At 68.5% G+C, this 26,639-nt stretch carries 25 protein-coding genes, 1 other RNA gene and 1 riboswitch; of the genes, 19 read left to right on the top strand and 7 right to left on the bottom strand.

All coding sequences use genetic code 11. The features are described from left to right. Window positions 1-9 precede the first annotated feature (9 nt). Complete coding sequence (gene ribD / locus FHY09_RS01145; protein WP_166923354.1) at window positions 10-1,098, top strand: bifunctional diaminohydroxyphosphoribosylaminopyrimidine deaminase/5-amino-6-(5-phosphoribosylamino)uracil reductase RibD; 1,089 nt, start codon at window positions 10-12, stop codon at window positions 1,096-1,098. 51 nt (window positions 1,099-1,149) lie between these two features. Here ribD and FHY09_RS01150 read toward each other — a convergent pair whose 3' ends face one another. Continuing rightward, on the bottom strand, window positions 1,150-1,773 hold the full coding sequence (locus FHY09_RS01150) for a hypothetical protein (RefSeq protein WP_166923356.1): 624 nt from the start codon (window positions 1,771-1,773) through the stop codon (window positions 1,150-1,152). A 155-nt stretch (window positions 1,774-1,928) separates the two neighbouring features. After that, window positions 1,929-2,091, top strand: a riboswitch (FMN riboswitch). Window positions 2,092-2,168: 77 nt separating this feature from the next. On the opposite strand from FHY09_RS01150, the gene FHY09_RS01155 reads away from it, so the two are divergent. The 5 genes from FHY09_RS01155 (at window position 2,169) to thiL (ending at window position 5,912) form a co-directional block, all read left to right on the top strand. Continuing rightward, window positions 2,169-2,771 carry a riboflavin synthase gene (locus tag FHY09_RS01155; protein WP_166923358.1) on the top strand — a complete coding sequence of 201 codons (603 nt, stop codon included), beginning with the start codon at window positions 2,169-2,171 and terminating at the stop codon, window positions 2,769-2,771. Then, window positions 2,768-3,868: a 3,4-dihydroxy-2-butanone-4-phosphate synthase gene (ribB, locus tag FHY09_RS01160; protein WP_166923360.1), complete on the top strand. Its 1,101-nt coding sequence runs from the start codon at window positions 2,768-2,770 to the stop codon at window positions 3,866-3,868. Before FHY09_RS01155 ends, ribB begins: the two co-directional genes overlap by 4 nt. A gap of 82 nt (window positions 3,869-3,950) precedes the next feature. Next, the gene (gene ribH, locus FHY09_RS01165; protein WP_166923362.1) at window positions 3,951-4,418 is read left to right on the top strand and encodes a 6,7-dimethyl-8-ribityllumazine synthase; all 468 of its coding nucleotides are present in this window, start codon (window positions 3,951-3,953) and stop codon (window positions 4,416-4,418) included. Further along, entirely contained in the window at window positions 4,415-4,894 is a 480-nt protein-coding gene (gene nusB / locus FHY09_RS01170; protein WP_166923364.1) for a transcription antitermination factor NusB, read from the top strand. The genes ribH and nusB overlap by 4 nt, the downstream gene beginning before the upstream one ends. Before the next feature lie 58 nt (window positions 4,895-4,952). Beyond that, entirely contained in the window at window positions 4,953-5,912 is a 960-nt protein-coding gene (gene thiL, locus FHY09_RS01175; RefSeq protein ID WP_208407495.1) for a thiamine-phosphate kinase, read from the top strand. Between the two features lie 91 nt (window positions 5,913-6,003). On the opposite strand, the gene FHY09_RS01180 is transcribed toward thiL, so the two are convergent. After that, a complete protein-coding gene (locus FHY09_RS01180) occupies window positions 6,004-6,765 on the bottom strand; it encodes a fimbria/pilus periplasmic chaperone (RefSeq protein WP_166923368.1) in 762 nt (253 codons plus the stop codon). Between the two features lie 52 nt (window positions 6,766-6,817). Further along, a complete protein-coding gene (locus FHY09_RS01185; RefSeq protein WP_166923370.1) occupies window positions 6,818-7,327 on the bottom strand; it encodes a fimbrial protein in 510 nt (169 codons plus the stop codon). Window positions 7,328-7,571: 244 nt separating this feature from the next. Here FHY09_RS01185 and FHY09_RS01190 point away from each other — a divergent pair, with 244 nt between their 5' ends. Both FHY09_RS01190 and FHY09_RS01195 read left to right on the top strand, forming a co-directional pair. Next, a complete protein-coding gene (locus tag FHY09_RS01190; RefSeq protein WP_166923372.1) occupies window positions 7,572-10,124 on the top strand; it encodes a fimbria/pilus outer membrane usher protein in 2,553 nt (850 codons plus the stop codon). A 31-nt stretch (window positions 10,125-10,155) separates the two neighbouring features. Then, entirely contained in the window at window positions 10,156-10,662 is a 507-nt protein-coding gene (locus tag FHY09_RS01195; RefSeq protein WP_166923374.1) for a fimbrial protein, read from the top strand. 14 nt (window positions 10,663-10,676) lie between these two features. Here FHY09_RS01195 and FHY09_RS01200 read toward each other — a convergent pair whose 3' ends face one another. The 3 genes from FHY09_RS01200 to FHY09_RS01210 are packed head-to-tail and all read right to left on the bottom strand — an operon-like array spanning window position 10,677 to window position 14,177. Next, a complete protein-coding gene (locus tag FHY09_RS01200) occupies window positions 10,677-12,062 on the bottom strand; it encodes an FAD-linked oxidase C-terminal domain-containing protein (RefSeq protein ID WP_166923376.1) in 1,386 nt (461 codons plus the stop codon). Between the two features lie 38 nt (window positions 12,063-12,100). After that, complete coding sequence (locus FHY09_RS01205; RefSeq protein WP_456362673.1) at window positions 12,101-12,466, bottom strand: YraN family protein; 366 nt, start codon at window positions 12,464-12,466, stop codon at window positions 12,101-12,103. Beyond that, window positions 12,456-14,177, bottom strand: coding sequence for a penicillin-binding protein activator (locus FHY09_RS01210; RefSeq protein ID WP_166923379.1), 1,722 nt, complete (start codon window positions 14,175-14,177; stop codon window positions 12,456-12,458). The genes FHY09_RS01205 and FHY09_RS01210 overlap by 11 nt, the downstream gene beginning before the upstream one ends. An 82-nt stretch (window positions 14,178-14,259) precedes the next feature. Here FHY09_RS01210 and rsmI point away from each other — a divergent pair, with 82 nt between their 5' ends. Beyond that, a complete protein-coding gene (gene rsmI / locus FHY09_RS01215) occupies window positions 14,260-15,078 on the top strand; it encodes a 16S rRNA (cytidine(1402)-2'-O)-methyltransferase (RefSeq protein WP_166923381.1) in 819 nt (272 codons plus the stop codon). A gap of 51 nt (window positions 15,079-15,129) precedes the next feature. Next, window positions 15,130-15,479: RNase P RNA component class A (gene rnpB, locus FHY09_RS01220), an RNA gene on the top strand. A 48-nt stretch (window positions 15,480-15,527) separates the two neighbouring features. Here the strand turns inward: rnpB and FHY09_RS01225 are convergent. After that, window positions 15,528-16,031 (bottom strand): DM13 domain-containing protein, encoded by a 504-nt coding sequence (locus tag FHY09_RS01225; RefSeq protein ID WP_208407437.1) that lies wholly within the window; start codon window positions 16,029-16,031, stop codon window positions 15,528-15,530. Window positions 16,032-16,662: 631 nt separating this feature from the next. Between FHY09_RS01225 and mraZ the strand changes: the two genes are divergently transcribed. Genes mraZ through murG form a run of 9 tightly spaced genes read left to right on the top strand, consistent with a single transcriptional unit; the run spans window position 16,663 to window position 26,604 of the window. Then, the gene (gene mraZ, locus FHY09_RS01230) at window positions 16,663-17,109 is read left to right on the top strand and encodes a division/cell wall cluster transcriptional repressor MraZ (protein ID WP_166923384.1); all 447 of its coding nucleotides are present in this window, start codon (window positions 16,663-16,665) and stop codon (window positions 17,107-17,109) included. Window positions 17,110-17,123: 14 nt separating this feature from the next. Beyond that, window positions 17,124-18,107, top strand: coding sequence for a 16S rRNA (cytosine(1402)-N(4))-methyltransferase RsmH (rsmH, locus tag FHY09_RS01235; protein WP_166924321.1), 984 nt, complete (start codon window positions 17,124-17,126; stop codon window positions 18,105-18,107). Beyond that, window positions 18,104-18,367 carry a cell division protein FtsL gene (ftsL, locus tag FHY09_RS01240; protein ID WP_166923386.1) on the top strand — a complete coding sequence of 88 codons (264 nt, stop codon included), beginning with the start codon at window positions 18,104-18,106 and terminating at the stop codon, window positions 18,365-18,367. Before rsmH ends, ftsL begins: the two co-directional genes overlap by 4 nt. Further along, on the top strand, window positions 18,364-20,223 hold the full coding sequence (locus tag FHY09_RS01245; RefSeq protein WP_166923388.1) for a peptidoglycan D,D-transpeptidase FtsI family protein: 1,860 nt from the start codon (window positions 18,364-18,366) through the stop codon (window positions 20,221-20,223). The genes ftsL and FHY09_RS01245 overlap by 4 nt, the downstream gene beginning before the upstream one ends. Next, window positions 20,220-21,719 (top strand): UDP-N-acetylmuramoyl-L-alanyl-D-glutamate--2,6-diaminopimelate ligase, encoded by a 1,500-nt coding sequence (locus FHY09_RS01250; protein ID WP_166923390.1) that lies wholly within the window; start codon window positions 20,220-20,222, stop codon window positions 21,717-21,719. Before FHY09_RS01245 ends, FHY09_RS01250 begins: the two co-directional genes overlap by 4 nt. Next, entirely contained in the window at window positions 21,716-23,107 is a 1,392-nt protein-coding gene (locus FHY09_RS01255) for a UDP-N-acetylmuramoyl-tripeptide--D-alanyl-D-alanine ligase (RefSeq protein WP_166923392.1), read from the top strand. Before FHY09_RS01250 ends, FHY09_RS01255 begins: the two co-directional genes overlap by 4 nt. Then, entirely contained in the window at window positions 23,097-24,182 is a 1,086-nt protein-coding gene (gene mraY / locus FHY09_RS01260; RefSeq protein WP_166923394.1) for a phospho-N-acetylmuramoyl-pentapeptide-transferase, read from the top strand. The genes FHY09_RS01255 and mraY overlap by 11 nt, the downstream gene beginning before the upstream one ends. Beyond that, window positions 24,182-25,519 (top strand): putative lipid II flippase FtsW, encoded by a 1,338-nt coding sequence (gene ftsW, locus FHY09_RS01265; protein ID WP_166923395.1) that lies wholly within the window; start codon window positions 24,182-24,184, stop codon window positions 25,517-25,519. Before mraY ends, ftsW begins: the two co-directional genes overlap by 1 nt. Then, entirely contained in the window at window positions 25,516-26,604 is a 1,089-nt protein-coding gene (murG, locus tag FHY09_RS01270; protein ID WP_166923397.1) for an undecaprenyldiphospho-muramoylpentapeptide beta-N-acetylglucosaminyltransferase, read from the top strand. The genes ftsW and murG overlap by 4 nt, the downstream gene beginning before the upstream one ends. Window positions 26,605-26,639: the final 35 nt, after the last annotated feature.

Below are 26,639 nucleotides of genomic sequence, written 5' to 3' on the forward strand. Positions count from 1 at the left end.
GGAGTACGCATGAGCGGATTCACGGCACACGACCACCGGCACATGGCGATGGCGCTGCAGTTGGCCGAGCGCGCCGCCTACACCACCCGCCCCAATCCCATGGTGGGCTGCGTCATCGCCCACGGTGATCGGGTGGTGGGCCGCGGCTGGCATCAGCGGGCAGGCGGTCCGCATGCGGAAGTGTTCGCGCTGCGCGAGGCCGGTGAGGCCGCACGCGGTGCCACGGCCTACGTCACCCTGGAGCCGTGCGCGCATTTCGGGCGCACGCCGCCGTGCGCGCTGGCGCTGATCGAAGCGGGCGTGGCGCGCGTGGTCGCCGCCATGCGCGACCCATTCCCACAGGTCGATGGCGGCGGCTTCGATCTGCTGCGCGCGGCCGGCATCGCCGTGGCCGAAGGGCTGATGGCCGCACCGGCACGCGAGCTCAACCGCGGTTTCCTGTCGCGGATGGAGCGCGGCCGCCCGTGGGTGCGGGTCAAGCTGGCGGCCAGCCTGGATGGACGCACAGGCATGCCCGATGGCACCTCGAAGTGGATCACCGGTGCCGCGGCCCGGGAAGACGTACAGCACTGGCGGGCAAGGGCGGGGGCGATCCTTACCGGCGCCGGTACGGTGCTCGCCGACGACCCGATGCTGACCGTGCGCCTGGCCGATACGGACGTGCAGCCGCCGCTGCGCGTGGTGCTGGATGCGCAGCTGCGTTCGCTGCACTGCGAACGGGTCCGCCAGGGCGGCGCGCCGACCCTGTACCTGCACGGGCCGAACGTGACCGCGCCGACGCTGGCGGATGCGGCCTTCGCTGCCGTGCCAGTGGCCGGGCGACACCTGGACCTGCACGCCGTGCTGGCAATGCTGGCGGATCGCGGCATCAACGAGGTGCATACCGAAGCCGGCGCGACTCTGGCCGGTGCGCTCGTGTGCCAGGGCCTGCTTGACGAACTGCTGCTGTACCAGGCACCGACCTTGCTGGGCGAGCACGGCATGCCGCTGCTGGCCGGCCTGGGCATCACCCACATGGAGGGGCAGCGCCGCCTGCAGGTACGCGACCAGCGCGTTGTCGGCGAGGATCTGCGCCTGCTGCTGCGGCCGGCGCCGTAACGGAAACGGGCCCCCGAAGGGACCCGTTCCACGGTACGCACAACGCAGGGATCAGAAGCTCAGGCGAACGCCGGCCGAGTACTGCGTCACGTCCTCGATCACCTGCACTTCGCCCACCACGCCCCACATCGGCGTCAGGTTGACCTGGCCGCCGACGTTGCCGACCCAGGTACCGTCCATGTCGCTGCCGTCCATGTAGCCGGCCTTGATCCAGGCCTCGGTGCGGGGCGAGGGCTTGCCACGCACGCCCAGCGTGCCACGGGCGGCATTGAGGTGGTCCTTCTGGCGGTAATCGGCGTAGCCGTCTTCCTTCAGCGTGAGCTCCACGTTCTGGCGGGTCCAGGCCACATCGGCGGTGAAGTCCACGCGCTCGCTCATGGTCATGTGGTAACCGATGCCGAGTTCCGGCTGCGCCAGCTCCAGCTTGATGCTGCCGCCCGGGAAACCGTAGCGCTTGGAGACCTGCGACCACGCACCGAACAGATGCACCTGCGGGGCGATGGCGAAGGCACCGCGCACGTAGCCCCCGTCGAGCTTCGGGTCGTCCAGTGCATCATCGTTGACCTTGACCTGCGTCCAACCTGCTTCCACGTAGGTGTAGCTCAGCGTGTCAGCGGCGACAGCCGTCAGCGGTGACAGGGACAGCAGGGCGGTGGCGAGCAGCATCTTGCGCATGGAAACTCCTTGAGTTGCGTTCCATTGCAGGCGGCGGAGGCGCCGCCCGGGGGCGACGTCGTTGTCGCACTCGGCGCGCATTTTAACGAACTCTTCACAAAAAGCGAGTCTTCAGGTCCGGCTGGTACACTGCACAGGCCGGTTCGCCGGTATACAAACGTCTTCAGGGCGGGGTGCGATTCCCCACCGGCGGTAGGTGCGGCGTCCCGGTGAGGGAGGCAGGCATGAGCCCGCGAGCGCCCCGGCCTGTGCCGGGGGTCAGCAGATCCGGTCCAATGCCGGAGCCGACGGTGATAGTCCGGATGAAAGAAGACGGTGTCGCAGGGCCCCTGTGACCCTGTGCCCGCCTGTTTGCCTTGCGGCGTTTTTCGCTCACTTTCCGCGGAGAACGTTTCGTGTTCACTGGAATCATCGAAGGCGTCGGCCACCTGGCCGCACGCGAACCCATCGGCGGCGATGTCCGCTTCACCTTCAACGTCGGCACGTTGCCGTTCGAAGCGGTCGAGCTCGGCGAGAGCATCGCCGTGAACGGCGTCTGCCTCACGGTCATCGCCTACGATGCGCAGTGTTTCCAGGCCGATGCCTCCAACGAGACGCTGAGCCTCACTACGCTGGGCGGCCTGGCCGAAGGTGCGATGCTCAATCTGGAGCGCGCCATGCGCCCGACCGATCGCCTCGGCGGTCATCTGGTCAGTGGCCACGTGGACGGGCTGGGGCAGGTCGTTTCCATCCAAGACGACGCGCGTGCGCAGCGCTGGCGCTTCGCCGCGCCGGCCGGGTTGCGCCGTTACATCGCGCAGAAGGGCTCGATCTGCGTCGACGGTGTCAGCCTCACGGTCAACGCCGTGGATGACGAAGGCTTCGACGTGGCCCTGATCCCGCACACGGTCGCCCACACGGCGTTCGCCACCACCGGCGTGGGCAGTACGGTGAACCTGGAGATCGACCTGGTGGCGCGCTATGTCGAGCGCCTGCTCGGGCAGGGAGCGCGGGCATGAACTTCGCCCCGATCCCGGAGATCCTCGAAGACATCCGCCTCGGCCGCATGGTCGTCATCGTCGACGACGAGGACCGCGAGAACGAGGGCGACCTGATCATGGCCGCCGAGCTGGTCAAGCCCAGCGACATCAACTTCATGGTCACCCACGGCCGAGGACTGGTCTGCCTGCCGCTGACCCGTGAACGGGCCGCCCAGCTCGGCCTGGCGCCGATGGTGCAGTCCAATACCGCACAGTTCCAGACCAACTTCACGGTGAGCATCGAGGCGGCCGAGGGCGTGACCACCGGCATCTCCGCCTATGACCGCGCGCTCACCATCCGCACCGCCGTGCGCCCGGATGCCAAGGCCACCGATCTGCACCAGCCGGGCCACATCTTCCCGCTGATCGCCCAGCCCGGTGGCGTGCTCACCCGTGCAGGCCACACCGAGGCCGGCGTCGACCTGGCAATGCTGGCCGGACTGGAGCCGGCCGGCGTGCTGGTGGAAATCCTCAATCCTGACGGCAGCATGGCGCGGCGCCCGGAGCTGGAGGTATTCGCGCGCGAGCACGGCCTGAAGATGGGCTCCATCGCCGACCTCATCGCCTATCGCCTTGCCACCGAGAAGACGGTGGAGCGCGTGGACGAGCGGGCCATCGATACGGAATTCGGTGCCTTCACGCTGGTCACCTACCGTGACCGCATCGCCCATGATCTGCACTTCGCGCTGGTGCGGGGCATCCCGGATCCGGCGGTGCCCACGCTGGTGCGCGTGCAGGTGGAAAATCCGCTCGCCGATCTCCTGCACTGGCGGCGCGATGACTTCGGCGTCGCCGCGACCGATGCGCTGCGGGCCATCGCCGCTGCGGAAAGTGGGGTGATGGTGGTGCTGTCCGCTCCGCGCGACAGCGACGCCCTGCTCGCACGCCTGCGCCAGCAGGCGGTGGTGCGGCCACCGGGCAAGGACAAGGACGTGGGCCAGTGGCGGCGCAACGGGGCCGGTGCGCAGATCCTGTCCGACCTCGGGCTGGGCAAGCTGCGCGTGCTGGGCACGCCGCGGCGCCAGGTCGGGCTGGCCGGTTATGGGCTGGAAGTGGTTGAAACCCTGACCTGCTGAGCCCCCATTGCCCGTGCGTGGGCCCGCGATGGGCCCGCGCACGTTAGACTTGGCGCCCTCACACGTATTCCGTACCCCGCATATGAGCCATTTCGAAGGCGATCTTCGCTCTCCCGGATCGGCGCGCTTCGCCATCGTGGCCAGCCGCTGGAACGCCCGCATCACTGACGCGCTGGTCACCGGCGCGCGGACGAGCCTGGCCGGCAACGGCATCAGCGAAGAGGCCATCGATGTCGTCCGCGTGCCCGGCGCGTGGGAGATTCCGCTGGTTGCCGCCCGCCTGGCGGCCGCGCACCAGCACGCGGCGATCATCACGCTGGGCTGCGTGATCCGGGGCGATACCCGCCATTACGAGCACGTTGCCGATCGCTGCGCCGAAGGACTGATGCGCGTGCAGCTGGATTTCGGCGTGCCGGTGCTCAACGGCGTGCTGGCCGTGGAGCGGGCCGAGGACGCCGAAGCGCGTGCCGGCGGCAGCCATGGCAACAAGGGGGAGGAGGCCGCGCTGGCGGCATTGGAAATGATCAATCTTCTGGAGCAGCTGCCATGAACAAGACTCCCCAGGGCCGGCCGTCCGGACGGCCCGTGCGCCGCGATGGCGTGGATCCCGTGCTGCGCTCGCGTGCGCGGCGCCGTGCCGTGCAGGCGCTGTACGCGTGGCAGATCTCCGGTGGCAACGGCCAGTCGCTGGTCGCCCAGTTCGCCCACGAGCAGGCGCGCGAGATCGCCGATCTGGCGTACTTCGAAGCCCTGGTGCATGGCGTGCTGGACAACCGCCGCGACGTGGACGAAGCGCTGGTGCCGTTCCTGGATCGCCCCATCGAAGAGGTGGACGCCATTGAGCGCGCGGTGCTGCGCCTGGCGGCCTACGAGCTCCGCTTCCGCGCGGATGTGCCGTACCGCGTGGTGATCAACGAAGCAATCGAGTCCGCCAAGCGGTTCGGCTCCGAGCACGGCCATACCTACGTCAACGGCGTGCTGGACCATGCCGCCGTTGAATGGCGCAAGGTCGAATCCGGCCACTGAGCCCGCAGGGCGCCGGGTCGTGCCCGGCGTCACCTGATTGCAGGAGCACGGAATGTCACTGGCCGAGTTCGCCCTGATCGACCGCATCCGTGCCCGGACGCGGGGCCGCGAGGACATCGTGCTGGGGATCGGCGACGATGCCGCCCTGCTGCAACCGCAGGCCGGCCACTGGCTTGCGGTGACCGCGGACACGCTCAACGAAGGCGTGCATTTCCCGCCGGAAACCCCCGCGGCCGATATCGGCTGGAAGACGCTGGCAGTGAACCTGTCCGACCTCGCCGCGATGGGGGCGGCCCCGGCCTGGGGCACGCTGGCGCTGTCGCTGCCCCAGGCCGAAACCGCGTGGATCGATGGCTTCGCCGAGGGCTTCTTCGCCTTGGCCGACGCACACGACTGGCGGCTGATTGGAGGAGACACCACCCGGGGGCCGCTGTCGCTCTCGGTGACGGCCTTTGGACAGGTGCCGCACGGTCAGGCGCTGCGCCGCGATGGCGCGAACGTCGGTGATGAGGTGTGGGTCAGTGGCACGCTGGGCGATGCGGCGGGTGCGCTGCAACTCTGGCAGCGGGGGCGGCTGGACGTATCCCGTCCAGCGCACGATCCGGAGCATGAGTTCCTCCGTCAACGGCTGCTGCGTCCCACGCCACGGGTGGCGCTGGGCATCGCGCTGCGCGGCCTCGCCCATGCCGCCGTGGATCTTTCTGATGGGCTGCTGGCTGATCTGGGACACATCGCAACGCGCAGCTGTGTTTCAGCGCACGTGGAGACACATCTGCTGCCGACCTCTTCGTCCGCGCGGCAGGTGCTGGGCGAGGCGCTCGTGTGCGAGGCGGCGATGCGTGGCGGTGATGATTACGAGCTCTGTTTCACCGCCCCCGCCTCGCACACGGAGGCGATCCACGCGGTGGCAGACGAGCTGCAACTGCCGCTCACCCGCATCGGACGCATCGCCGCCGGCCAGGGCGTCCATGTGGACGGCACCGCGGCGCGCGGCGGCTATCAGCACTTCACGCCGTAGTCCGGCAGATGCGTGGCAGTGGCGCGTACCGGCGCTGTGCACCGATGATGACCGCACGCCGTGCTCGACGGTGATGGCCGGTAAGGAGGGCTTACTGCCCTGCCTGCAGGGACCCTTCGGTCGATGCCGGCGTGGGCGCCTGGACGGTCGCGCGCGCTTCGCGCATCGCGCCGTAGTCATCGAGCCAGGTGAAGGCCACGGTGGCGGGCATGGCCTGCCCCTGCGGCAGCGGCAGCTCGATGCGTCCGCCGGGGGGGACCATGTCGGCGTCCACGCGTACGCCATCACCCAACGTCACCGAGCCCAGTGTCACGTGGTAGGCGCTCGGGTTGGCCACGTCAAGGCAATGGCCTGCCTGGCGCCAGACAAGCTGCAGGGCGGCGTGCGCAGGGTTGCCCTGCAGGCCCGCAGGCCGGTGGAACAGCTTTATCCGGGTGCGTACGGCGAACTGCAGAAGGTTGCTGTCCTGCGCGTTGCGCGGTTTCGGCGGGATATCCAGCAGGTTGAGGTAGAACACCGATTCCCGATCCGGAGGCACCGGCGCGTCCGAAGGTCGGGGTGCGTAGGTGATGCGCCAGGCCTGTCCCTCCCCGGGCTTGAGCAGGCGCGGTTCGGACGGTGTCAGCCGGAAGGGAGTGACCACCTCTTCCGGGCGGGCGTTGCCATCGCCATCATCGATCCAGACCTGTGTCAGCGCAGGTTGATCTCCCTGATTGGTGGAACGCAGGGTGACGTCGCGGCCCTTGCCCGCGTCATGCACGATCCGCGTGCCTTCCAGCACGACGGCGGACTGCGCGGCCATGCTGCTCAAAGCACAGGCGAGCACGCCGGCGCGGAGGATATGGCGTTTCATGCGGTTGCCCCCGATGCAGGCGGCGCATGGCTGGGCCACGCGCCGCAACGATTTACTTGTAGACGACCACGAAATCGCCCGTGGCGTTTGCGGCACCCGCAGTGGCGTTCTTGCCCGGCGAGGCGTACCACGCGCTGAAGCGGAGGCTCTCGGTGCCGTTGGCCGGGATGTTGACGAAGCTTGCCGGATCGTCGCCGATCTTCTGCAGACGACCGTTGGCGTCGTAGATCGCCACGCCCACGTTTGCGGCGGTCGAACCAGCATTCAGGGCAAGAAAGCCGGTGCTGCCGAAGGGAGCCCCACCGAAGCGGATACCCACTTCCTGCGCCGCACCCGAGCCGGTGCAGTCCAGGCTGATGGTGAAGTTCTTCTGGCCGGCGCGCTCGGCGGCGTTGACGCTCGCCAGATCGACCTTGCCCATCGGTACCGTCACCGCGCCGCTGGTGGTGCCCACATTGCAGGTTGAAGTGACCAGCTCCCCGGTGATTTCCAGGGTCTCCGCCAGGGCGGGGCCGGAAGCGAGCGCCGCGCACAGGGCGGCGCAAAAGCGAGTGTTGCGCATCCAATTTCTCCTGAGAATGAATCACGCGGCCCGGAGGCGTCGTGACGGGGCGGATTATTCAGGCCGCGTCTGTACGCGGCCATGCGGAAATCTTCAAAGAACGTGCATGGCGGCAGGTTCCGCGGACGCGCAGGGGCCGAGGCGGTGAATTGAAGATCCGCCCATAGCTGCACCTCATCCAAGTCCCTAGCCTGCGCAGTCTCGTCAGCGCGCAAGCGCATCACGTCGACCAGTAGACCGTCCCATGCGCTCTTCATGCTCCCGCGTGGCCTGGTGCCGCCGCGTCCACCCCGCACGTCTTGGCGTGGGCATCGTCCTGGCATTGTCTGCCACAGACGCTCTGGGCACGCCTTCGGCGGACGCCGCCCCGCTCGAGTTCAGCGAAGGCTTCCTCATCGGTGCAGGCGCCATGGCACGTGCGCTCGCAGGTGACGGTAGCGCCCTTGCACCCGGGCTCCACACCCTTGACATCACGCTCAACGGGGAAGGGATCGGCAGCCGTGACCTGCGCTTCACGCCGGCGCAGGGGAGTGCCGATCCGGACCGGGGGGTGCTGTGCCTGCCCACGGACCTGGTCCCCCTGATGGACCTCAGGACCGCGCTGCAGGAAGCGTTGCTTGCACGCCCCGGCGAGTGCGTCGATCTGCCGTCGCTGGTGGATGGCGCCCGGGTCGAGGTGGACACCAGCGCCCTGCGGGTAGCGATCTCGATTCCGCAGGCGTCGCGGCAGGCCTCCGCCCGTGGACAGGTGCCGCGTTCGGAGCGCGATGACGGCATCACCGCCGCTTTCCTGGATTACACGCTCAACCACGCGCGTTTCCCTTCCCTCCGCAGCACCTATTTCGGGGCGACGGCGGGCCTCAACCTGGGCGCATGGCGGCTGCGCCACCGGGGCTCATTCCTTGATGCCGGGCAGGGACGCCGATACCAGCGCATCGGCACACTGCTGCAGCGCGACCTCCCCGCATGGGACAGCCAGCTGCTGTTGGGCGAAGCGGATACGCGTGGCGACCTGTTCCCGTCGGTCGCATTCACCGGGCTGCGCATCGAGACGGACGAACGCATGCTGCCCGATTCACTGCGCGGGTATGCCCCTCGGGTGCAGGGTATCGCCGATAGCAATGCGGTGGTGACGGTGCGCCAGAACGGCAACATCATCCACCAGTCGAACGTTGCCCCTGGCCCGTTCCTCATCGAGGACCTGTATCCCACCAATTACGGCGGCGACCTGGAGATCACGGTGACCGAGGCCGATGGCCGGGAACGGCGCTCGACCCTCGGCTTTTCCGCCGTGCCCCAGGCGCTGCGTGCCGGCGCTTCGCGTTCCAGCGCCACCGCCGGCCGATTGCACGCCATCGAAGGCAGCCAGCTGCCTCTGCGTTTCATCGAAGCGACCTATGCCCGCGGCCTCGACGATTTCATGACCCTGATCGGCGGCGCCCAGATCGCCGAACACTACCGCTCGACCTTGGGTGGCGCGGCGATCAACACGCCAGCCGGTGCCTTCGGTGTGGATATCACCCATGCACGCACCACGTTCGACAAGGGCCGCCACGCCAGCGGCAACAGCCTGCGCCTGAACTACCAGCGTTTCCTCAACGCCAGTGCCACCCATGTGGGCCTGGCGGCCTATCGCTACAGCACGCGCAACTTCCTGACCCTGGCCCAGGCCGCACACCCCGCGCGCGATGGCTGGAGTGCCGCATGGCAGGCGCGGCAACGCTACGAAATGAACCTGTCACAGCGGCTCGGCATGCGCAGCGCACTCTCCCTGACGGCGGGTCATGTGGCTTACTGGAACGCACAGCGTCGTCGCAACGACCTCCAGGTGAGTTTCCAGAGCAGCTGGCAGCGGGCCAGTTACGGGCTGTCCGCCACACGTTACCGGCAGGGCGATGGGAAGGCCGACACCCGCGTCGCGCTCAACGTCAGCATCCCGCTGGGGCGCAGCGTGGCCGGAGCGCGCCTGCATGTGCAGGCAAGCCAGGCTGCCGGCCACCAGCAGGGGCAACTGGGTCTCAACGGCAGCCTGGGAGAGCGCCGCAACCTCAGTTACAGCCTGTCAGCCAGCGAGGCTTCCTCGCACGCCACCCAGGCCGGCTATCTCAACTACCAGGGACCGCTGTTCAACGCGACCGCCGGATACACGCACAGCACCCGCAGCCACGCCAGCAATGCAAGCGTGTCCGGCAGTGCCGTGCTGCACGGAGGCGGACTGACGTTCGGACAGCCCATGGGCGAGAGCGCCGTGCTCGTGCAGGCGCCCGGCGCTGAAGGAGCACGCGTTGGCGCGGGGCGTGACATCCGCATCGGCCGCAACGGCCACGCGGTATTGCCCCATGTCAGCGCCTACCGCTGGAACCGGATCGAACTGGATCCCTCAGGTCTGCCGATCGATGTGGAGCTGCTGCAGAGCTCCCGGCGCGTGGCGCCGACGGCAGGGAGCATCGTGCGGGTCGCCTTCCCGGTGCGTCGCGAGCGCACGCTGTTCATCGAGGCCAGTGATGCCCATGGCAGACCCTTGCCGTTCGCCGCCCCCGTGCTGGACCCGCAGGGCACCTCCGTGGGAGCGGTCGGACAAGGAAGCGTGATCCAGCTCCGCGGTGCGTCAGCGGACGGCGTGCTGGATGTCCAGCTCACGCCCGGTGTGCTGTGTCGGCTGAGCTACCAGATGCCGGAGATGGCCGACGCCAATGGCCTGCACTGGACGCAGGCCCACTGCACTGCGCCGCTCCCCGACAGCCTGCAGGTGGACGAGGACGCGGCACCTGCTGCAACGCGTGCGCCTGCGCCCTGACCTTCAAATGCCAACAGAATCGAGGAATACCATGACGCTCTGCAGAACCTGCGCGGCTGCCGTACTGATCATGACGGTCGCCATCCCGGTCGCCCACGCGGATCAGGCGACGCTGACGCTTTCCGGGCGGGTGCTGCCCGGCACCTGTGTACTGACGGCTCCGGCAACGGCACTGCCGGATATCAAGGCCAACGATCTCACCGATGGCAGCAGCAAGCTGCAGACGGTGACGCTCCGGATGGACGCCTGCGCCGGCGTCAGCCGGGCGTCGCTCGACTTTGACGGCACTGAGGAACCCGGGAACCAGGACGTATGGAAGAACACCGCGGCGTCCGGTGCGGCAACGGGCGTGGCGTTTGCCATCCTGGACGGTACAAGTGGGACAACGTTCGTCAGGAAAGGGTCCACACTCAGGGTGACGGTGTCAGGCGCGAGTGCCACCAAGGCCATCCGCGTGGGTTACTTCAAGGCCGCCGGCGCTGGCGTCAAAGCGGGTGCGCTGCGCGCCGAAATCACCATCACGGCGACGTATCAATGACACCTCACCGATCATCAGCGTGGCGGCAGCACCTTGCCGGGATTGAGGATTCCCTGGGGATCCAGCACGGCCTTGATCGCGCGCATGGTATCGAGCGTGTCACCGCTGAAGGCCTGCACCATGAAATCACGTTTGGCCAGCCCGATCCCGTGCTCGCCTGAGAGCGTGCCTTCGAGTGCGAGGGTGAGTTCGAAGATCCGCGGCAGCGCCGCGTGGGCGCGGGCGTTCTCGTCGGCGTCATCCGGGTGGTAGAGGATGTTGACGTGCAGATTGCCGTTGCCGGCATGACCGAATGTCACGATGGTCAGCGCGAACTCGCGTGCCAGCGCCTGCACGCCGGCCACCAGCTCGGGAATGCGGGATACCGGCACCACCACATCTTCATTGATCTTGCCGGGGGCGATGCTGCGCAGCGCAGGTGACAGCGCCCGCCGGGCGGCCCAGAGCTTCTCACGGGCCGCGCCCTCCATGGCCACGTCCAGGGCCAGCATGCCGTCACCTTCGGCTGCCGCCGCCAGGGCCTGCAGCAGGTAGGGCAGCGTGTCATTGTCACCATCGGCTTCGATGAGCAGCATCGCGCCGGCGTCCGGCACGTCGGCGCCGTTGAGGCGCAGCAGGTCCAGGCTGCGCGCGTCCATGAACTCCAGGCGCGTCGGGACCACCGGCTGTGACATCAAACGTGAGACGGCAGCCGCGGCGGCATCGGCGTCCCGGTAGAGCACCCGCAGCCCGGCCTGCGCCACCGGCAGCGGGGTGAGCTTGAGGGTTGCTTCCACGATCACCGCGAGCGTGCCTTCACTGCCCACCAGCAGGTGGGTCAGGTCGTAGCCGGTGGCGTCCTTGGTGTAGGCGCCTCCGCAGTGGACCAGCGCGCCGGTGCCGGTCACCGCGACCAGGCCAAGGACATTGTCGCGGCTGGTACCGTACTTCACCGCGCGCGGGCCGCCGGCATTGCAGGCCAGATTGCCACCGATGCTGCAGATGTCCGCGCTGGACGGGTCCGGCGCCCAGAACAGCCCGTGTGGCGCCAATGCCTGTTGCAGTTCGCCATTGAGCAGGCCCGGCTCCACGATGGCGCAGCGGTCACCGGCGCGGATGGCCAGGAGGCGATTCATGCGCGCCAATGACAGGACGATGCTGCCCGGCAGGGGGACTGCCGCGCCGGTGGTGCCGGTGCCGGCACCGCGCGCTACCAGCGCGACCGAGTGCTGGGCGCAGGCGCGCACCAGTGCCTGCACCTGCGTGCGATCGGCCGGCAGCGCGATGGCGGCAGGCGGCTGCCGTCGCCATGAATAATCCTGCGCGTGGGACTGCAGTGCGCCCTCATCCGTGCGCCAACCCTCCGGACCCAGCAGGGCGGACAGTTCGGCAACCAGGGCAGCGGGCAGAGCATCGTTCATCGTGATTCCATCTTCAGGGCAACGGCCCGTGATCGCGCTCAAACGTCCGGGCGGAACGCGTCGCGCAGCCAGTTCAACTGCGGTGGCTCGCCGCTGGCCTCCACCACATCGAAGCGGCAGGGGCACGCGGCAAGCTCAGCGTGGGCCTGCAGGAACAGCTGCGCGGCGAGCACCAGGCGCGCCTGTTTGCGCGCATCCACCGAGGTCGCGCCACCGCCGAAGCGGGTGCCGGCGCGATAGCGCACCTCCACGAACACCACCGTGCCGGCGTCATCCATCACCCGGTCCAGCTCCCCGCCGCGGTAACGCGCGTTGCGGGCGAGCACGCGCAGCCCGGCCTCGCACAGCAGGCGCTCGGCGGCCGCTTCCACGGCCGCGCCGCGCGTGGCCCTGTCAGTTGGCACTGGCGATGGGCTGCGGGCGCCCACCACTGAAGGTGGACCAGGCCGGTACGCGCAGGATGTTGCCGGCACCATCCAGGTACAGCGAACCGGTGGCGCCGGACAGGCCACCCTGCTGCGCCAGCGGTTCCAGGTACGTGGTGATCTTCCAGGCATCGAAGCCGAAGGCGAACAGGCGCCCGGACGCGCCGCGTGCGGAGGGCAGCAGCTGGCCCGCGCTGGCGGCATTGGGCAGTCCTGCAACGCTGCGCACGTTCCACGCTTCGTTGGGATAGATGATGCCGTCCAGGGCCATGTCTTCTTCCGGCTTGCCGGTGCCGATGGTCAGCTGCGAGGTGCCCACGCGGGTGCTGCCGCCCAGGCCGGCGAGCGCCAGCTGGGGGGCAAGCTGGCGCGCCTGCGGTGCCCGCACGGCCAGCAGCACGGCATCCACCGGGCCGGCCGCACGCAGGCGCGCGCTGATGTCGCCCACCGTATCGGCCACCGGCAGCGTGGCCACCACCTGGCCACCGCGCTCGGCGAAGCGCGCGCTGAACGCGCTGGCAGCACGGCGACCGGTATCGTCGCCGCTGTGCAGCACCAGTACCTTGCCGCGCTCACGCCCGCGCAGGTACTCGGCCGCGATGATGCCGTCGTCCTCCGGCGCCAGCGAGAAGCCCACGCTGCCGGCCGGCGGCGCGTCCTTGCCGCGGTTCAGTGCCAGCACCGGTACCGGCAGCTGCGTGCGGCCGTAGACGGCGTCCACTTCATCGCGCCCCAGCGGTCCGATGATGAAATCCGCCCCTGCGCTGACCGCACGGTCATACGCCGACAGGGCGCCGGCCGGGGTGCCGGCCGTATCGAGGAACTCGATCTCCGGCTTGCGGCGGCTCTCACCGTAGTAACCCGTCAGCAGGCCGTCGCGAACCGGCTGGGCAGCCACGGCGAGGCGACCGGTCAGCGGCAGCAGTACGGCCAGCTTCACCGGTGGGCGGTAGCCATCGCTCATCGCGGGGGGGCGCTTGCTGGTATCGAACTGGGTGGTCTCGCCGCGGTCGAACGGTCGCGGCAGCGCGATGCCGCGCGCAATCAGGGCCCGGCCGGCGAAGTTGTACAGCGGGTCGTTGGCCGGCAGCGCGGCGGCGCGGGCGCGCAGCGTTGCATCGTCCAGCGTGCCGAGCAGGCCGGCGATGGCGGCCTGGTTGTCGCTGCGCGGCTTGCCACTCAGGGCGGCGTGGGCCCGCGCCCGCTCCTGCGCAGCGGCGAAGCTGTCACCGGTGGCCTGCAGCGCGGCCGCGCGCGCCAGGTGCCAGCGCGGGGCCAGCGCGGGAAGCAGCTCGGGCGTGGGTTCGGACAAGGCGGCCAGGGCCTGCGCCGGCTGTTTGTCGGCCAGTGCGATCTCCGCGCTGGTGAGCTGGAAACGGATGCGGCTGGCGCCGGTGAGCTGGCGCAGCGTGGTCTGCGCCTGCAGGCTTCGGGCGCGCGTGGCATCGCCGGCCTCATGCCAGGCAAAGGCGGCGTCGGCCAACGCGTTGGCACGCGCGCCGCCGCGCAGGGTCGCGGCCAGCGCCTCCAGCTGCAGGGCGGCGTCACGTGGCTGGCCCTGCTCGATGAGCTGCAGCGCCTGGTTCTGCGCGGGCGAGTCGGGGGTGCTGACCAGGCTCGTGGTGGCGCAGCCGGCCAGCAGCATCAGGGACAGCGACAGGGCGGAGATGCGGGCGACAGGCTTGTTCATGAGAGGGATCCAGGCAGGAAGGTCAACGGCCGTGGCCGGGTACACGCTAGGATTCTACCCTTGACCTTGGAGTGCTGTTGAAATGACCGTTGCCACGCTTTATGTCGTCGCCACCCCGATCGGCAATCTGGCCGACCTGAGCCCGCGCGGCCAGGACGTGTTGCGCACGGTGGCCGCGATCTGCGCCGAGGACACCCGTCACACCAGCCAACTGCTGTCGCACTTCGGCATCTCCCGGCCCTTGATCGCGCTGCATGACCATAATGAAGAGGCGATGGCCGAGCGCATCGTCACGCGACTGCAGGCGGGCGAGTCGATGGCGCTGGTCAGCGACGCCGGCACGCCGCTGGTCAGCGATCCCGGCTTCCGCCTCGTCCGCGCGGCCCGCGCCGCGGGCATCAGGGTGAGCCCGGTGCCTGGCGCCTGTGCCGCGATCGCCGCGTTGAGCGTGGCCGGTCTGCCGAGTGACCGTTTCAGTTTCGAGGGCTTCCTGCCCGCCAAGGGCAGCGGCCGCCGCGAACGGCTGCAGACCCTGGCCGGCGAAGTGCGCACGATGGTGTTCTATGAGTCCTCCCACCGGATCGCCGAGTCCCTGGCCGACATGGCGACGGTGTTTGGCGGTGACCGGCCGGCGGTGCTGGCCCGCGAGTTGACCAAGCTGTTCGAGACCGTGCTGGACGGTGATCTGCGGGCGCTGCTGCGGCAGGTGGAGGCCGACGACAACCAGCGCAAGGGCGAGTTCGTGGTGATGGTGCAGGGGGCCGGGGACAACGAGCAGGCGCAGCTTGCGCAGGGGCGCCGGGTCTATGCGTTGCTTGCCCAGCACCTGCCACCCTCTACGGCGGCCAAGCTTGCCGCTGAACTCACCGGCGCGTCGCGCAAGGCGCTCTACGGCGCCTGAGCGGAAACACGCCGACCGGCGCTGGCGTGACAGTGGTAGACTGCGCGCGGCGGAGCAGGCCAGACAGTCGCGTCATCCTTCGGGATGCCGAGGAAAGTCCGGGCTCCACAGGGCAAGGTGCCAGGTAACGCCTGGGCGGCGCAAGCCGACGGAAAGTGCAACAGAAAGATACCGCCGAACGGCCTTCCGGGCGCGTGGCAAGGGTGAAATGGTGCGGTAAGAGCGCACCGCGAGTCTGGCAACAGACCGGTACGGCAAACCCCACCTGGAGCAAGACCAAATAGGGACCTCATGACGCGGCCCGCGTCGGGTCCGGGTAGGTTGCTTGAGCGTCACGGTGACGTGGCGCCTAGAGGAATGACTGTCCACGACAGAACCCGGCTTATCGGCCCGCTCCGCCCCTGTTCAACGCGCCCCTGCATCCATGACGGTGCAGGGGCGCAGACGGGTCAGTTGTGGCTGGCCTGTTCCATGGCGGGGCTGCGGTACTGCCCGGCCGAGATGAACTGCGAGAAGCGCTCGCACCACACCACCACCGTGGTGTATTCATCCACATCCACCTTGCCGGGCAGGTCAACCAGGAAGCGGTCGAAGGTCTTCACCTCGCCCACCCGCAGCGAGTCTTTCTTGATGCGCTCGAACGATGCGTTGTCATCGACGAACTCCTTGGTCAGGTACACCTGATAGTTGGGGCCCGGGGCCATCTCGCCGTCAAAGGCGATCTGCGTCTTGGACACGCCCACGCGCCCCTCGCCCCAGTGGAAGGCATCGCTGCCTTTCAGGTTCCGCTTGAAGGTCGTTGTGTAGGTGGCCGAATCAAGCGCCGCAGTGACCTGGGCCGCAGGGGGAGAGTCCGGCGCGGTGAGGATGGGCAGGATGTAGATGCCCAGTGCGAAGCCCAGCGCGCCCACGAGGACGTGGGTGCCCAATAGAAGAAAGATTCGTCGGATCATGGATTTCCCGGGGGAACATCAGCGCGCCCGATTGGCGCTGTGACCATCCTGTAGGGATTCAGGAAGGCACCCCAGAGCCAATCACGCAACGTGTCGGGAACGCCTTGGCAAACGTCATGGAGCGTTCATGGCGCCGGGCGTGAGCCCCGCCCGGCGTGTCAACTCCGACACGCTGTTACGACCGCCTATGCAGGTCGGAGGCGTCTCCGCGCCCTTTCACTTTCAGGACGGCCATGACATGCGGCGCGCGTGCCGTCAAGAACCGATCTTCGGCACCTGCTGGTGCGACGACCGTCTGCAGGTCCATCAGAACGGCCGTGTCGTTTTGCGCACTCACTTGTAGGCATGACCCCTACATCCATGAATGCGGATGTGAAGCTTCACGCGGCCTACACGCCACTGAACTTCCCCTCAATCTCAAATTTTGAGACGGAACAGCAACTTGTGGATAAACCTTGAACAAGTCTCTAAAGAACGCCGCAAGCCATTGATGCCGCACATGATTTTGGCGTTGAAAAGATGTTGACAACCCATCACCCGCTGCTAAGGTGGGCAACAGAGGGAAAACCGGGTGTTTAGTGGTTTTTCGTGGTTCAATGTTTCACCGAGCTGAAGGAAAGGTGCAGAAGCCGTGTTCCAGGGCGAGACAGCCATCACAGTTGACGACAAAGGGCGCATGGCGGTTCCGACCGCGTACCGCGAACTTGTCGCGCGCGTGAGTCGCAATCGCCTTGTGCTGACCTACAACCCGTTCGAGTCCGGCTGCCTGTGGCTGTATGCCGAGAGCGAGTGGGAACGGGTCCGCGACGACGTCATGGCCAAGCCCAACACCCAGCGCGTGGTCCGCCTGCTGCAGCAGAAGCTGGTCGGCTCCGCCGCCCATCTGGAGCTCGACGGCAACGGCCGTATCAGCATTCCCGCCAGCCATCGCGGTGCGGTGGGCATCGAAAAGAAGGCGGTACTGCTCGGCATGGGCGACAAATTTGAACTGTGGAGCGAGCAGGCACATCGCGCACTGATCCAGCAGACGTTGTCTGACGAGGATCTGGGCGATGGGTTGCTCGACCTGAAATTGTGAGCCGGGGTGCCCGGGTGCGCGGTGAAGCGCAGGCCGGTCACCTCCCGGTGTCGCAGTCGCCGGCGGGGCACCTGCCGGTTCTGTACACCCAGGTCCTCCACGGCCTGAGGGTGATCGAAAACGGAACCTATCTGGACGGTACATTCGGCCGTGGCGGCCATGCGCGCGGCGTGCTGTCGCAGCTCGGCGCCGAGGGGCGCCTGCTGGTGATGGACAAGGATCCGGAGGCGATCGCAGTCGCCGAGCGCGATTTCGCGCCCGATGCCCGGGTCTCCATCTTCCGCGGGAGCTTCGCGCAGATGCTGCAGTGGGAGGCCACGGCCTCCGGGCTGGACGGCATCCTGCTCGATCTCGGTGTGTCCTCGCCGCAGCTGGACGTCGCCGAGCGTGGCTTCAGCTTCGGCAAGGACGGCCCGCTGGACATGCGCATGGATCCAGACAGTGGCGAGAGCGCGGCGCAATGGCTGGCACGCGCCGACGATACCGAGATCGCCAACGTTCTGTTCACCTATGGTGACGAGCGTCAGAGTCGCCGTATCGCGCGGGCCATCGTGGCGCGCCGCGAGAAGGCGCCGCTGACGCGCACCGGCGAACTGGCCGAACTGATCGCAGCGGTGATGCCGCGCGCCAAGCCCGGATCCGACAAGAGCCGGATCCACCCGGCGACACGCAGCTTCCAGGCCATCCGCATCCACATCAACCGCGAGCTGGCCGATCTCGAAGCCGGGCTCGAGGCGGCGGTGCAGCGGCTCAGGCCGGGCGGGCGGCTGGCGGTGATCAGCTTCCATTCGCTGGAGGACCGCATCGTCAAGCAGTTCATGAACCGTCTGGCCAAGGCACCTCCCGGCAATCGGCGCCTGCCCGAGCAGCAGCCGTTCGTCCCCACGCTGGACCTCGTGACCGGTGCGGTCAAGGCCGAGGACGACGAGCTGGCGGTCAACCCGCGTGCCCGCAGTGCGGTGCTGCGCGTGGCTGAAAAATGCGGAGAGGCCGGATGAGCCGGTTGATCCTGGTGGTGCTGCTGGCCTGCACGATCGCCTCGGCGATCGGCGTCGTGTTCGTGCGTCATCGCCATCGCCAGACCTTCATCGAACTGGCTCGTGCCGAGCGGGTGCGCGATGAGCTGAACATCGAGTTCGGCCGCCTGCAGCTGGAGCAGGCCACGCTGGCCGAAGCCAACCGCGTTGATCGCGTTGCCCGTGAAAAGCTGGGCATGAAGTTCCCCGAAGCGGCGGATGTCGTGGTGGTGCGCCCGTGAGCAAGACCGGCCGCAACCGCACGCGCAACAGTTTCAACCTGCGCCAGCGCCTGCGCTGGGTCGCGCTGGCCCTTGGCCTGTGCTCGGTGTCGCTGGTTGGCCGCGCGGCCTATGTGCAGCTCGTCAATGCCGAGTTCTACCAGCGCCAGGGCGAGGCGCGCTACCTGCGCGAACTGCCGATCAAGACCTCACGCGGCATGATCACCGACCGCAATGGCGAGCCGGTGGCCGTGTCCACGCCGGTGGCCTCGATCTGGGTCAACCCGCAGGAACTGCTGCGCTCGCCGGACCGCATTCCGGAACTGGCCACGGCCCTCGGGCTGTCAGTGGATGACCTGGCCAGCCGCCTGACGCAGAAGGCGGACAAGGAGTTCATGTACCTGCGCCGCCGCATCAATCCGGACGATGCGGAGAAAGTGGTGGCGCTCAGGATTCCGGGCGTGGCCTCGCAGCGCGAGTTCCGCCGCTTCTACCCGCAGGGTGAGGCGATGGCACACGTGCTCGGCTTCACCAACATCGACGACCGCGGGCAGGAGGGGCTGGAGCTGGCCTTCGACGAGTGGCTGCGGGGCGAGCCGGGTGCCAAGCGCGTGATCCGCAACCGCAAGGGCGAAACCGTCGAAAGTGACCTGGTGCGCGCGGCAACGCCGGGCAAGGACCTCACGCTCAGCATTGATCGGCGCATCCAGTTCCTGGCCTACAAGGAGCTGCGCAACGCGCTGGTGGCCAACAAGGCCGCCGGTGGCTCGATCGTGATCATGGATGTGGCCACCGGCGAGATCCTCGCCATGGTCAACCTGCCGACCTACAACCCCAATTCGCTGACCGGCGCGGTACCGGACACGCGGCGCAACCGCGCGGTCACCGACCTGGTCGAGCCGGGCTCGACGATGAAGCCGCTGACCATCGCCTCGGCGCTGCAGGCCGGGGTGGTGACCAAGGACACCATCGTGGACACCAATCCCGGCTACATGTCGGTGGGGCGGTTCACCATCAAGGACGTGCCGCGCAACAACGGCGTGCTCAACGTGACCGGAGTGATCACCCGCAGCTCGAACATCGGTGCGGCAAAGATCGCCGAGAAGATGCCCAACCAGGTCTTCTACGATTCGGTGCACAACTTCGGTTACGGCACGCGTCCGGGCAGCGGTTTCCCCGGTGAGTCCGGTGGCGTGCTGGTGTCGCCGGCGCGCTGGAGCGGCTCGACCAAGACCACCATGTCCTACGGCTACGGGCTGTCCGTCACGCCGCTGCAGATCGCCACGGCGTACTCGGCGCTGGGCAACGGCGGCAAGCTCATCCCCCCGACCTTCATCAAGGGCCAGCACAACGAGGCGCGCCAGGTGATCGCGCCCAACATCGCCACCGATGTCGTGGCGATGATGGAAACGGTGGTGACCCAGGGCGGTGCCAAGCAGGCCGCGGTGCTGGGGTACCACGTGGCGGGCAAGACCGGTACGGCGCGCAAGGCGGGGCCGGGCGGTTACGAGCGCGGGCATTACAACGCGCTGTTCGCCGGCGTCGTGCCTGCGACCAATCCCCGCTTCGCCACGGTGATCGTCATCAATGATCCGCAGGCGGGCAAATACTACGGCGGCCTGGTGGCCGCACCGGTTTTCCACAACGTCATGGACGGCGCGCTGCGCCTGATGGACGTGCCGCCGGACGACATCCAATCGTGGCTGGTGGCGCAGCAGGCCGGCAAGACCGGCGTGGCCCCTTCGGTGCTGCCGATGCCGCCGGCCGACACGGTGCTGCCGACGGACGCGGCCGCCGAGTTCGATGCCGCGCTGCCGAGCGCGCCGGCGCCTTCCGCCGCAACGCCGCCGCCCGCGCCGGCGGGAGGCACGCAATGAGTTCGGCCATGCGACTTTCGCGCCTGATTCCCGATGTGGCCCTGGCGGGCCATGATCCGCTGGTGACCGGCCTGGTGCTGGACAGCCGCGACGTGCAGCCCGGCAACGCCTTCGTGGCGATCTCCGGGTTCGGTGCGCATGGCTTGGGCTTCGTGCCGCAGGCGCGTGCGGCCGGGGCGGCGGTGGTCCTGTTCGAGGCACCGGCGCCGCAGGATCTGCCCGCACCCGCCGACGCGATCGCGGTGCCGCAGCTGCGCGCGCGCCTGGGCGCACTGGCCGACCAGTTCCATGGCGCGCCCTCGCGTGCGATGACGATGGTCGGGGTGACCGGCACCAACGGCAAGACCTCCACCGTGCAGCTGCTGGCCCAGGCCTGGGAGCTGCTGGGCCTGCGCAGTGGCAGCATCGGAACGCTCGGCGCCGGATTGACCGGAAACGTGCAGCCGACCGGATTCACCACGCCGCTGGTGTTGCAGATGCATGCCCTGCTGGCGCAACTGCGTGACGCAGGCGCGCGCGCAGTGGCCATGGAGGTGAGCTCGCACGCCCTCGACCAGGGCCGCGTGGACGCGGTCCACTACGACGTGGCGGTGTTCACCAACCTCACCCGCGACCACCTGGACTACCACGGGGACATGGGCGCCTATGGGGCGGCCAAGGAGCGCCTGTTCCACCGTCCGGGCCTGCAGGCCTCGGTGCTGAACCTCGACGATGCCTTCGGTCGCGAACTGCTGGCCCGGCTGCCGGCGCGCCAGCTGGCGGTGGGCGTCAGCTCGCGCGGCAACCCCGCGGCACGCGTACAGGCCCGCGATATCGTGCTGGACGGGCAGGGCCTCCACTTCACCCTGGTCATCGATGAGGCGGCCATCGCCGTGCGCTCGCCGCTGCTGGGCCGCTTCAACGTGGACAACCTGCTGGCCGTGGCCGGCACCCTGCATGCGCTGGGCCATCCGCTGCAGACCATCGCCGAGGTGCTTTCGCGCCTGCAACCGATCCATGGGCGGATGAACCGCCTGGGCGGCGCTGGCCAGCCCACCGTTGTCGTGGATTACGCACATACGCCTGATGCGCTGGAGCAGGCACTTTCCAGCCTGCGCGGGCATGTGGACGGAACGCTCTGGTGTGTCTTCGGCTGCGGTGGTGAGCGCGACCGGGGCAAGCGCCCGCAGATGGCGGCCATCGCCGAGCGCCTGGCCGACCGCGTGATCGTGACCGATGACAACCCGCGCTGCGAGGACGGCGACCAGATCGTGGCCGACATCGTGGCCGGTCTGCAGCAGCCCGCCGCCGCGCACGTGCAGCGTGACCGGGCCGCGGCGATCCAAGCCGCCATCAAGGCCGCTGGCGCAGGTGACATCGTGCTGATCGCAGGCAAGGGTCACGAGCCCTACCAGGAGATCGATGGCGTCCGCCATGCCTTCGACGATACCGCCGTGGCCGAGGCCGCGCTGGCATTGCGTCCGGTCCAGGCGCCGGCAGCGGAGGGCGCCCGATGAAGCGCACCCTGCTGTCACTGATCGCCCACTGGGCCGGTGGCGAGATCCACGGCGACGATGTGGCCATCGATGCCATCCACAACGACACCCGCCAGATCGAGACCGGCAGCCTGTATGTCGCGCTGCGCGGCGAGCGCTTCGACGGTCATGACTTCGCGGCCGACGCACAGGCCCGTGGCGCCTGCGCGCTGCTGGTGGAACGGCTGCTGCCGCTGGAGCTGCCGCAGGTCCTGGTGGCCGACGCCGAACTGGCGCTGTCGCGCATCGCGGCGGGCATGCAGCGCGACCGCCGTACCGGCGTGTTCGCGCTCACCGGCAGCAACGGCAAGACCAGCGTCAAGGCGCTGCTGCTGGGCATCCTGCAGCAGCACGCACAGGCCACCGGCGCGGTGGTGTATGCCAACCCGGGCAACCGCAACAACGAGATCGGCCTGCCGCTGGCGGTGATCGATGCGCCCGAGGATGCAGACTTCGCGGTCTACGAGATGGGCGCTGGAAAGCCGGGCGACATCGCGTACCTGACGGCGGTGGCGCGCCCGCGCTGGGCGCTGGTGAACAACATCGCCGCCGCCCACCTGGAGCGCATGGGCAGCCTGCTCGGCGTGGCCGAGACCAAGGGCGCCATCTACGCCGCGCTGCCCCACGACGGGGTGGCGGTGATCAACGCCGACGATGCGTTCGCGGCCTATTTCGAACAGCATGTCATCGGCCGGCCGCCGCGTTGTGGCGTGCTCCGCTTCGGGCTTGAACACAGCGCCGACATCCGCGCCACCCACGTGCGCCTGGATGACAGCGGCAGTCATTTCACGCTGCACGTGCCCGGCGCGGAAGCGGCCGTGTCGTTGCCGCTGCCAGGCCGGCACAACGTGGCCAATGCGCTGGCGGCCACGGCGCTGGCGCTGGCTGCCGGCATCGCGCTGGCGCATGTGGTCGCCGGGCTTGGTGCCGCGGTGCCGGTGCCGGGTCGGCAGATCGCCCATCGCCTGCCCAATGGCGCGGTGCTGGTGGACGACAGCTACAACGCCAATCCGGGCTCGCTGGCGTCGGCCATCGACACCCTGGCCGCCGCCGGCGAAGGCTGGCTGGTCCTGGGTGACATGCGCGAACTCGGCGACGGTGGCCAGGCGCTGCATGCCGAGGCCGGACGTCGTGCGCGCGCGGCAGGCATCAAGCGGCTGTACGCGCTGGGGCCGCTCAGCGCCGCCGCAGCGGCGGCATTCGGCGAGGGTGGCCGGCATTTTTCCGACCATGACGCGCTTGCGCAGGCACTGCAGGCCGACCTGCATGCCGGTGTGCGCTGCCTGGTCAAGGGTTCCCGTGGCAGCGCCATGGACAAGATCGTGAAAGCGCTGCTCGCGCAAGGAGAGGAATCCCCGCATGTTGTATGAACTGGCGCGATGGTTGCAGCAGCTGGAGAGCGCCTTCGGCCTCTTCAACTACCAGACGTTCCGCGCGATCCTGGCGGCGCTGACGGCGCTGTTCCTGTCGCTGTGGATGGGGCCGGCGGTGATCCGCCGGCTGGCCCAGTTCAAGGGCGGCCAGCCGATCCGTACCGACGGTCCGCAGACCCACTTCGCCAAGGCCGGCACGCCGACCATGGGCGGCTCGCTGATCCTGCTGGCAGTGACCCTTTCGGTGCTGCTCTGGGCCGATCTGGGGAACCGCTACGTGTGGCTGGTGCTGGCGGTCATGCTGTGCTTCGGCGCCATCGGCTGGTACGACGACTGGATCAAGATCGTGCGGCGCGACCCGAACGGCCTGAAGTCGCGCTGGAAGTACCTGCTGCAGTCGATCTTCGGCCTGGCCGCCGGCCTGTTCCTGCTCTACACCGCCGACGTGCCCGCCGCGGTCACCTTCTACATCCCGATGTTCAAATCGGTGGCGCTGCCGCTGGCCGGCATCAGTTTCGTGGCCATCGCCTATTTCTGGATCGTGGGCTTCTCCAACGCCGTCAACCTGACCGACGGCCTGGATGGCCTGGCCATCATGCCCACCGTGCTGGTGGCCTGCGGCCTGGGCGTGTTCGCCTATGCCTCGGGCAATGCAGTGTTCGCCAACTACCTGCAGATCCCCCAGATTCCGGGCGCGGGCGAGCTGGTCATCATCTGCGCGGCCATCGCCGGTGCAGGGCTGGGCTTTTTGTGGTTCAACACGTACCCGGCGATGGTGTTCATGGGTGACATCGGCGCGCTGGCGCTGGGCGCCGTGCTCGGCACCATCGCGGTGATCACCCGCCAGGAGCTGGTGCTGGTGATCATGGGCGGGGTGTTCGTCATCGAGACGCTGTCGGTGATGATCCAGGTGGCCTCCTTCAAGCTCACCGGCAAGCGCGTGTTCCGCATGGCCCCCATCCACCACCACTTCGAACTGAAGGGCTGGCCCGAGCCGCGCGTGATCGTGCGCTTCTGGATCATCTCGGTGGTGCTGGTGCTCGTCGGCCTGGCCACGTTGAAGGTGCGCTGATGAACGATGCCTCGCGCCAGGCAACACGCCTTGAAGCCATCGGCGGCCGCTTCGACAAGTGGCTGCTCGGGGCGATGATCGCGCTGACCGGCCTGGGCGTGGTGATGGTGGCGTCGAGCTCGATCGCGCTGATGAGCAGCCCGTTCTACTACCTCAACCGCCACCTGATCTTCCTGGCCGTGGGGGTGGTGCTGGCCGTGCTGGTGATGCGCACAGAACTCAAGACCATCGAGCAGTACAACCAGCTGCTGCTGCTGGGATGCTTCCTGCTGCTGGTGGCGGTGTTCGTGCCAGGGCTGGGCAGCACGGTCAATGGTGCGCGGCGCTGGATCAACCTGGGCATCTCCAAGTTCCAGACCGTCGAAGCGGTCAAGGTGCTCTACATCGTGTGGCTGTCGAGCTACCTGGTGCGCTTCCGCGACGAGGTCAACGCTACCTGGCCGGCCATGCTCAAGCCGCTGGGCGTCGCCGGCGCGCTGGTGGCGCTGCTGCTGCTGCAGCCGGACTTCGGATCCTCGACGCTGCTGCTGGCGATCACCGCCGGCATGCTGGTGCTGGGCGGGGTGAACATGCCGCGCATGTCCATGCCGGTCATCCTGGGCATGGTGGGCATGAGCGCGCTGGCCATCATCGAACCCTACCGCATGCGCCGCATCACCTCCTTCCTGGACCCCTGGGCCGACCAGCAGGGCGACGGCTACCAGCTCTCCAACGCGCTGATGGCCGTGGGCCGCGGCGAATGGACCGGCGTGGGCCTGGGCAACTCGGTCCAGAAACTCTACTACCTGCCCGAAGCGCATACGGACTTCATCTTCTCGGTCACCGCCGAGGAACTGGGCTTCCTGGGCACCTGCCTGATCATCTCGCTGTATGCACTGCTGGTCGGCCGCACCTTCTGGCTTGGCATGCGCTGCGTGGAGATGAAGCGGCATTTCTCCGGCTACATCGCCTTCGGCATCGGCCTGTGGATCAGCATGCAGAGCTTTGTATCCATCGGCGTGAACCTGGGCATCCTGCCCACCAAGGGGCTCACGCTGCCGCTGATTTCATCCGGTGGGTCATCGGTGCTGATGACCTGCGTGGCGATGGGCCTGCTGCTGCGGGTGTCCTACGAGCTGGACCGCGCGGAGCGTCGCCAGTCGGTGCGGATGGGTCTGCCGGAAGGGGCCGAGGAGGTACCGTCAAAGGCCGGTCACGGTGCCTCGATGACGCCGAACCACGTGGGTAACGTGGGAGCGCCCGCCGCATCGGCGAACGCGGCACCGGCCGCGCCGATCGTTCGCGGCACCAGCCGCCTGCAGTCGCGCGTCGAGCCGACGTTCGGGAGGCTCGGATGAGCGCCGCCCCGCAGATCCTGCGCCCGGTGATGATCATGGCCGGCGGCACCGGCGGGCATATCTTCCCCGGCCTCGCCGTTGCGCGCGTGCTGCGTGCGCGTGGCGTCCCGGTGACCTGGCTGGGCGCGGCCGGCCAGATGGAAACGCGCCTGGTGCCGCAGCAGGACGTGCCCATCGATACGCTGGACATCGCCGGCCTGCGTGGCAAAGGCACGCTTGCGCTGCTCACCGCACCGTGGCGGCTGCTGCGCGCGATCCGCCAGGCCGGGTTCCTGATCCGCGACCGCACGCCGCGCGCGGTGATCGCCTTCGGCGGCTATGCCTCCGGCCCCGGTGGGCTGGCGGCCCGGTTGCACGGCCTGCCACTGCTGGTGCACGAGCAGAACCGCGCGCCCGGAATGACCAACCGTTTCCTGGCGCGCTTCGCGCGCCGCGTGCTGACCGGTTTCCCGGGCACCACGCTGCCGCGCGAAGAAGCCGTGGGCAATCCCGTGCGCGCGGACATCGCCGCGATTTCGCCGCCCGCGCATCGCTTCGCCGACCGCGAGGGCGCGCTGCGCGTGCTGGTGGTCGGTGGCAGCCAGGGCGCGCGGGCACTCAACAGCGGCGTGCCGCAGGCGATCGCCGCGCTGGGCCCCGGCCACCCCGTAGAGGTGCGCCACCAGAGTGGCGAGAAAATGCATGCCGAGGCGCTGCAGGCCTATGCCGCCGCCGGTGTGCAGGCCACCGTCACGCCGTTCATCGCCGACATGGCCGAAGCCTTCGCGTGGGCGGACATCGTGGTCTGCCGCGCCGGTGCATCCACCCTCGCCGAGCTCTGTGCCGTCGGCGTGGGCAGCCTGCTGGTTCCGTTCCCGGCCGCCGTCGACGATCACCAGACGCGCAATGCCGAGTACCTCGTCGAACGCGATGCGGCGGTGCTGTTGAAACAGGACGATGATCTTGTTGTCGGCATCACGTCGCTGTTGCGTGAACTGTCCGACAATCCCGACCGCCGCATGCAGATGGCGCAAGCCGCGCGTGCCCTGGCCATGGCGGATGCCGCTGAGCGCATCGCCGATATCATCCTTGAGGAAGCTGTATGAACACTGTGCTGCGCCACGGCGCCGCCACCCTGCAG

The sequence above is a fragment of the Xanthomonas sp. 60 genome (genome assembly GCF_011761925.1).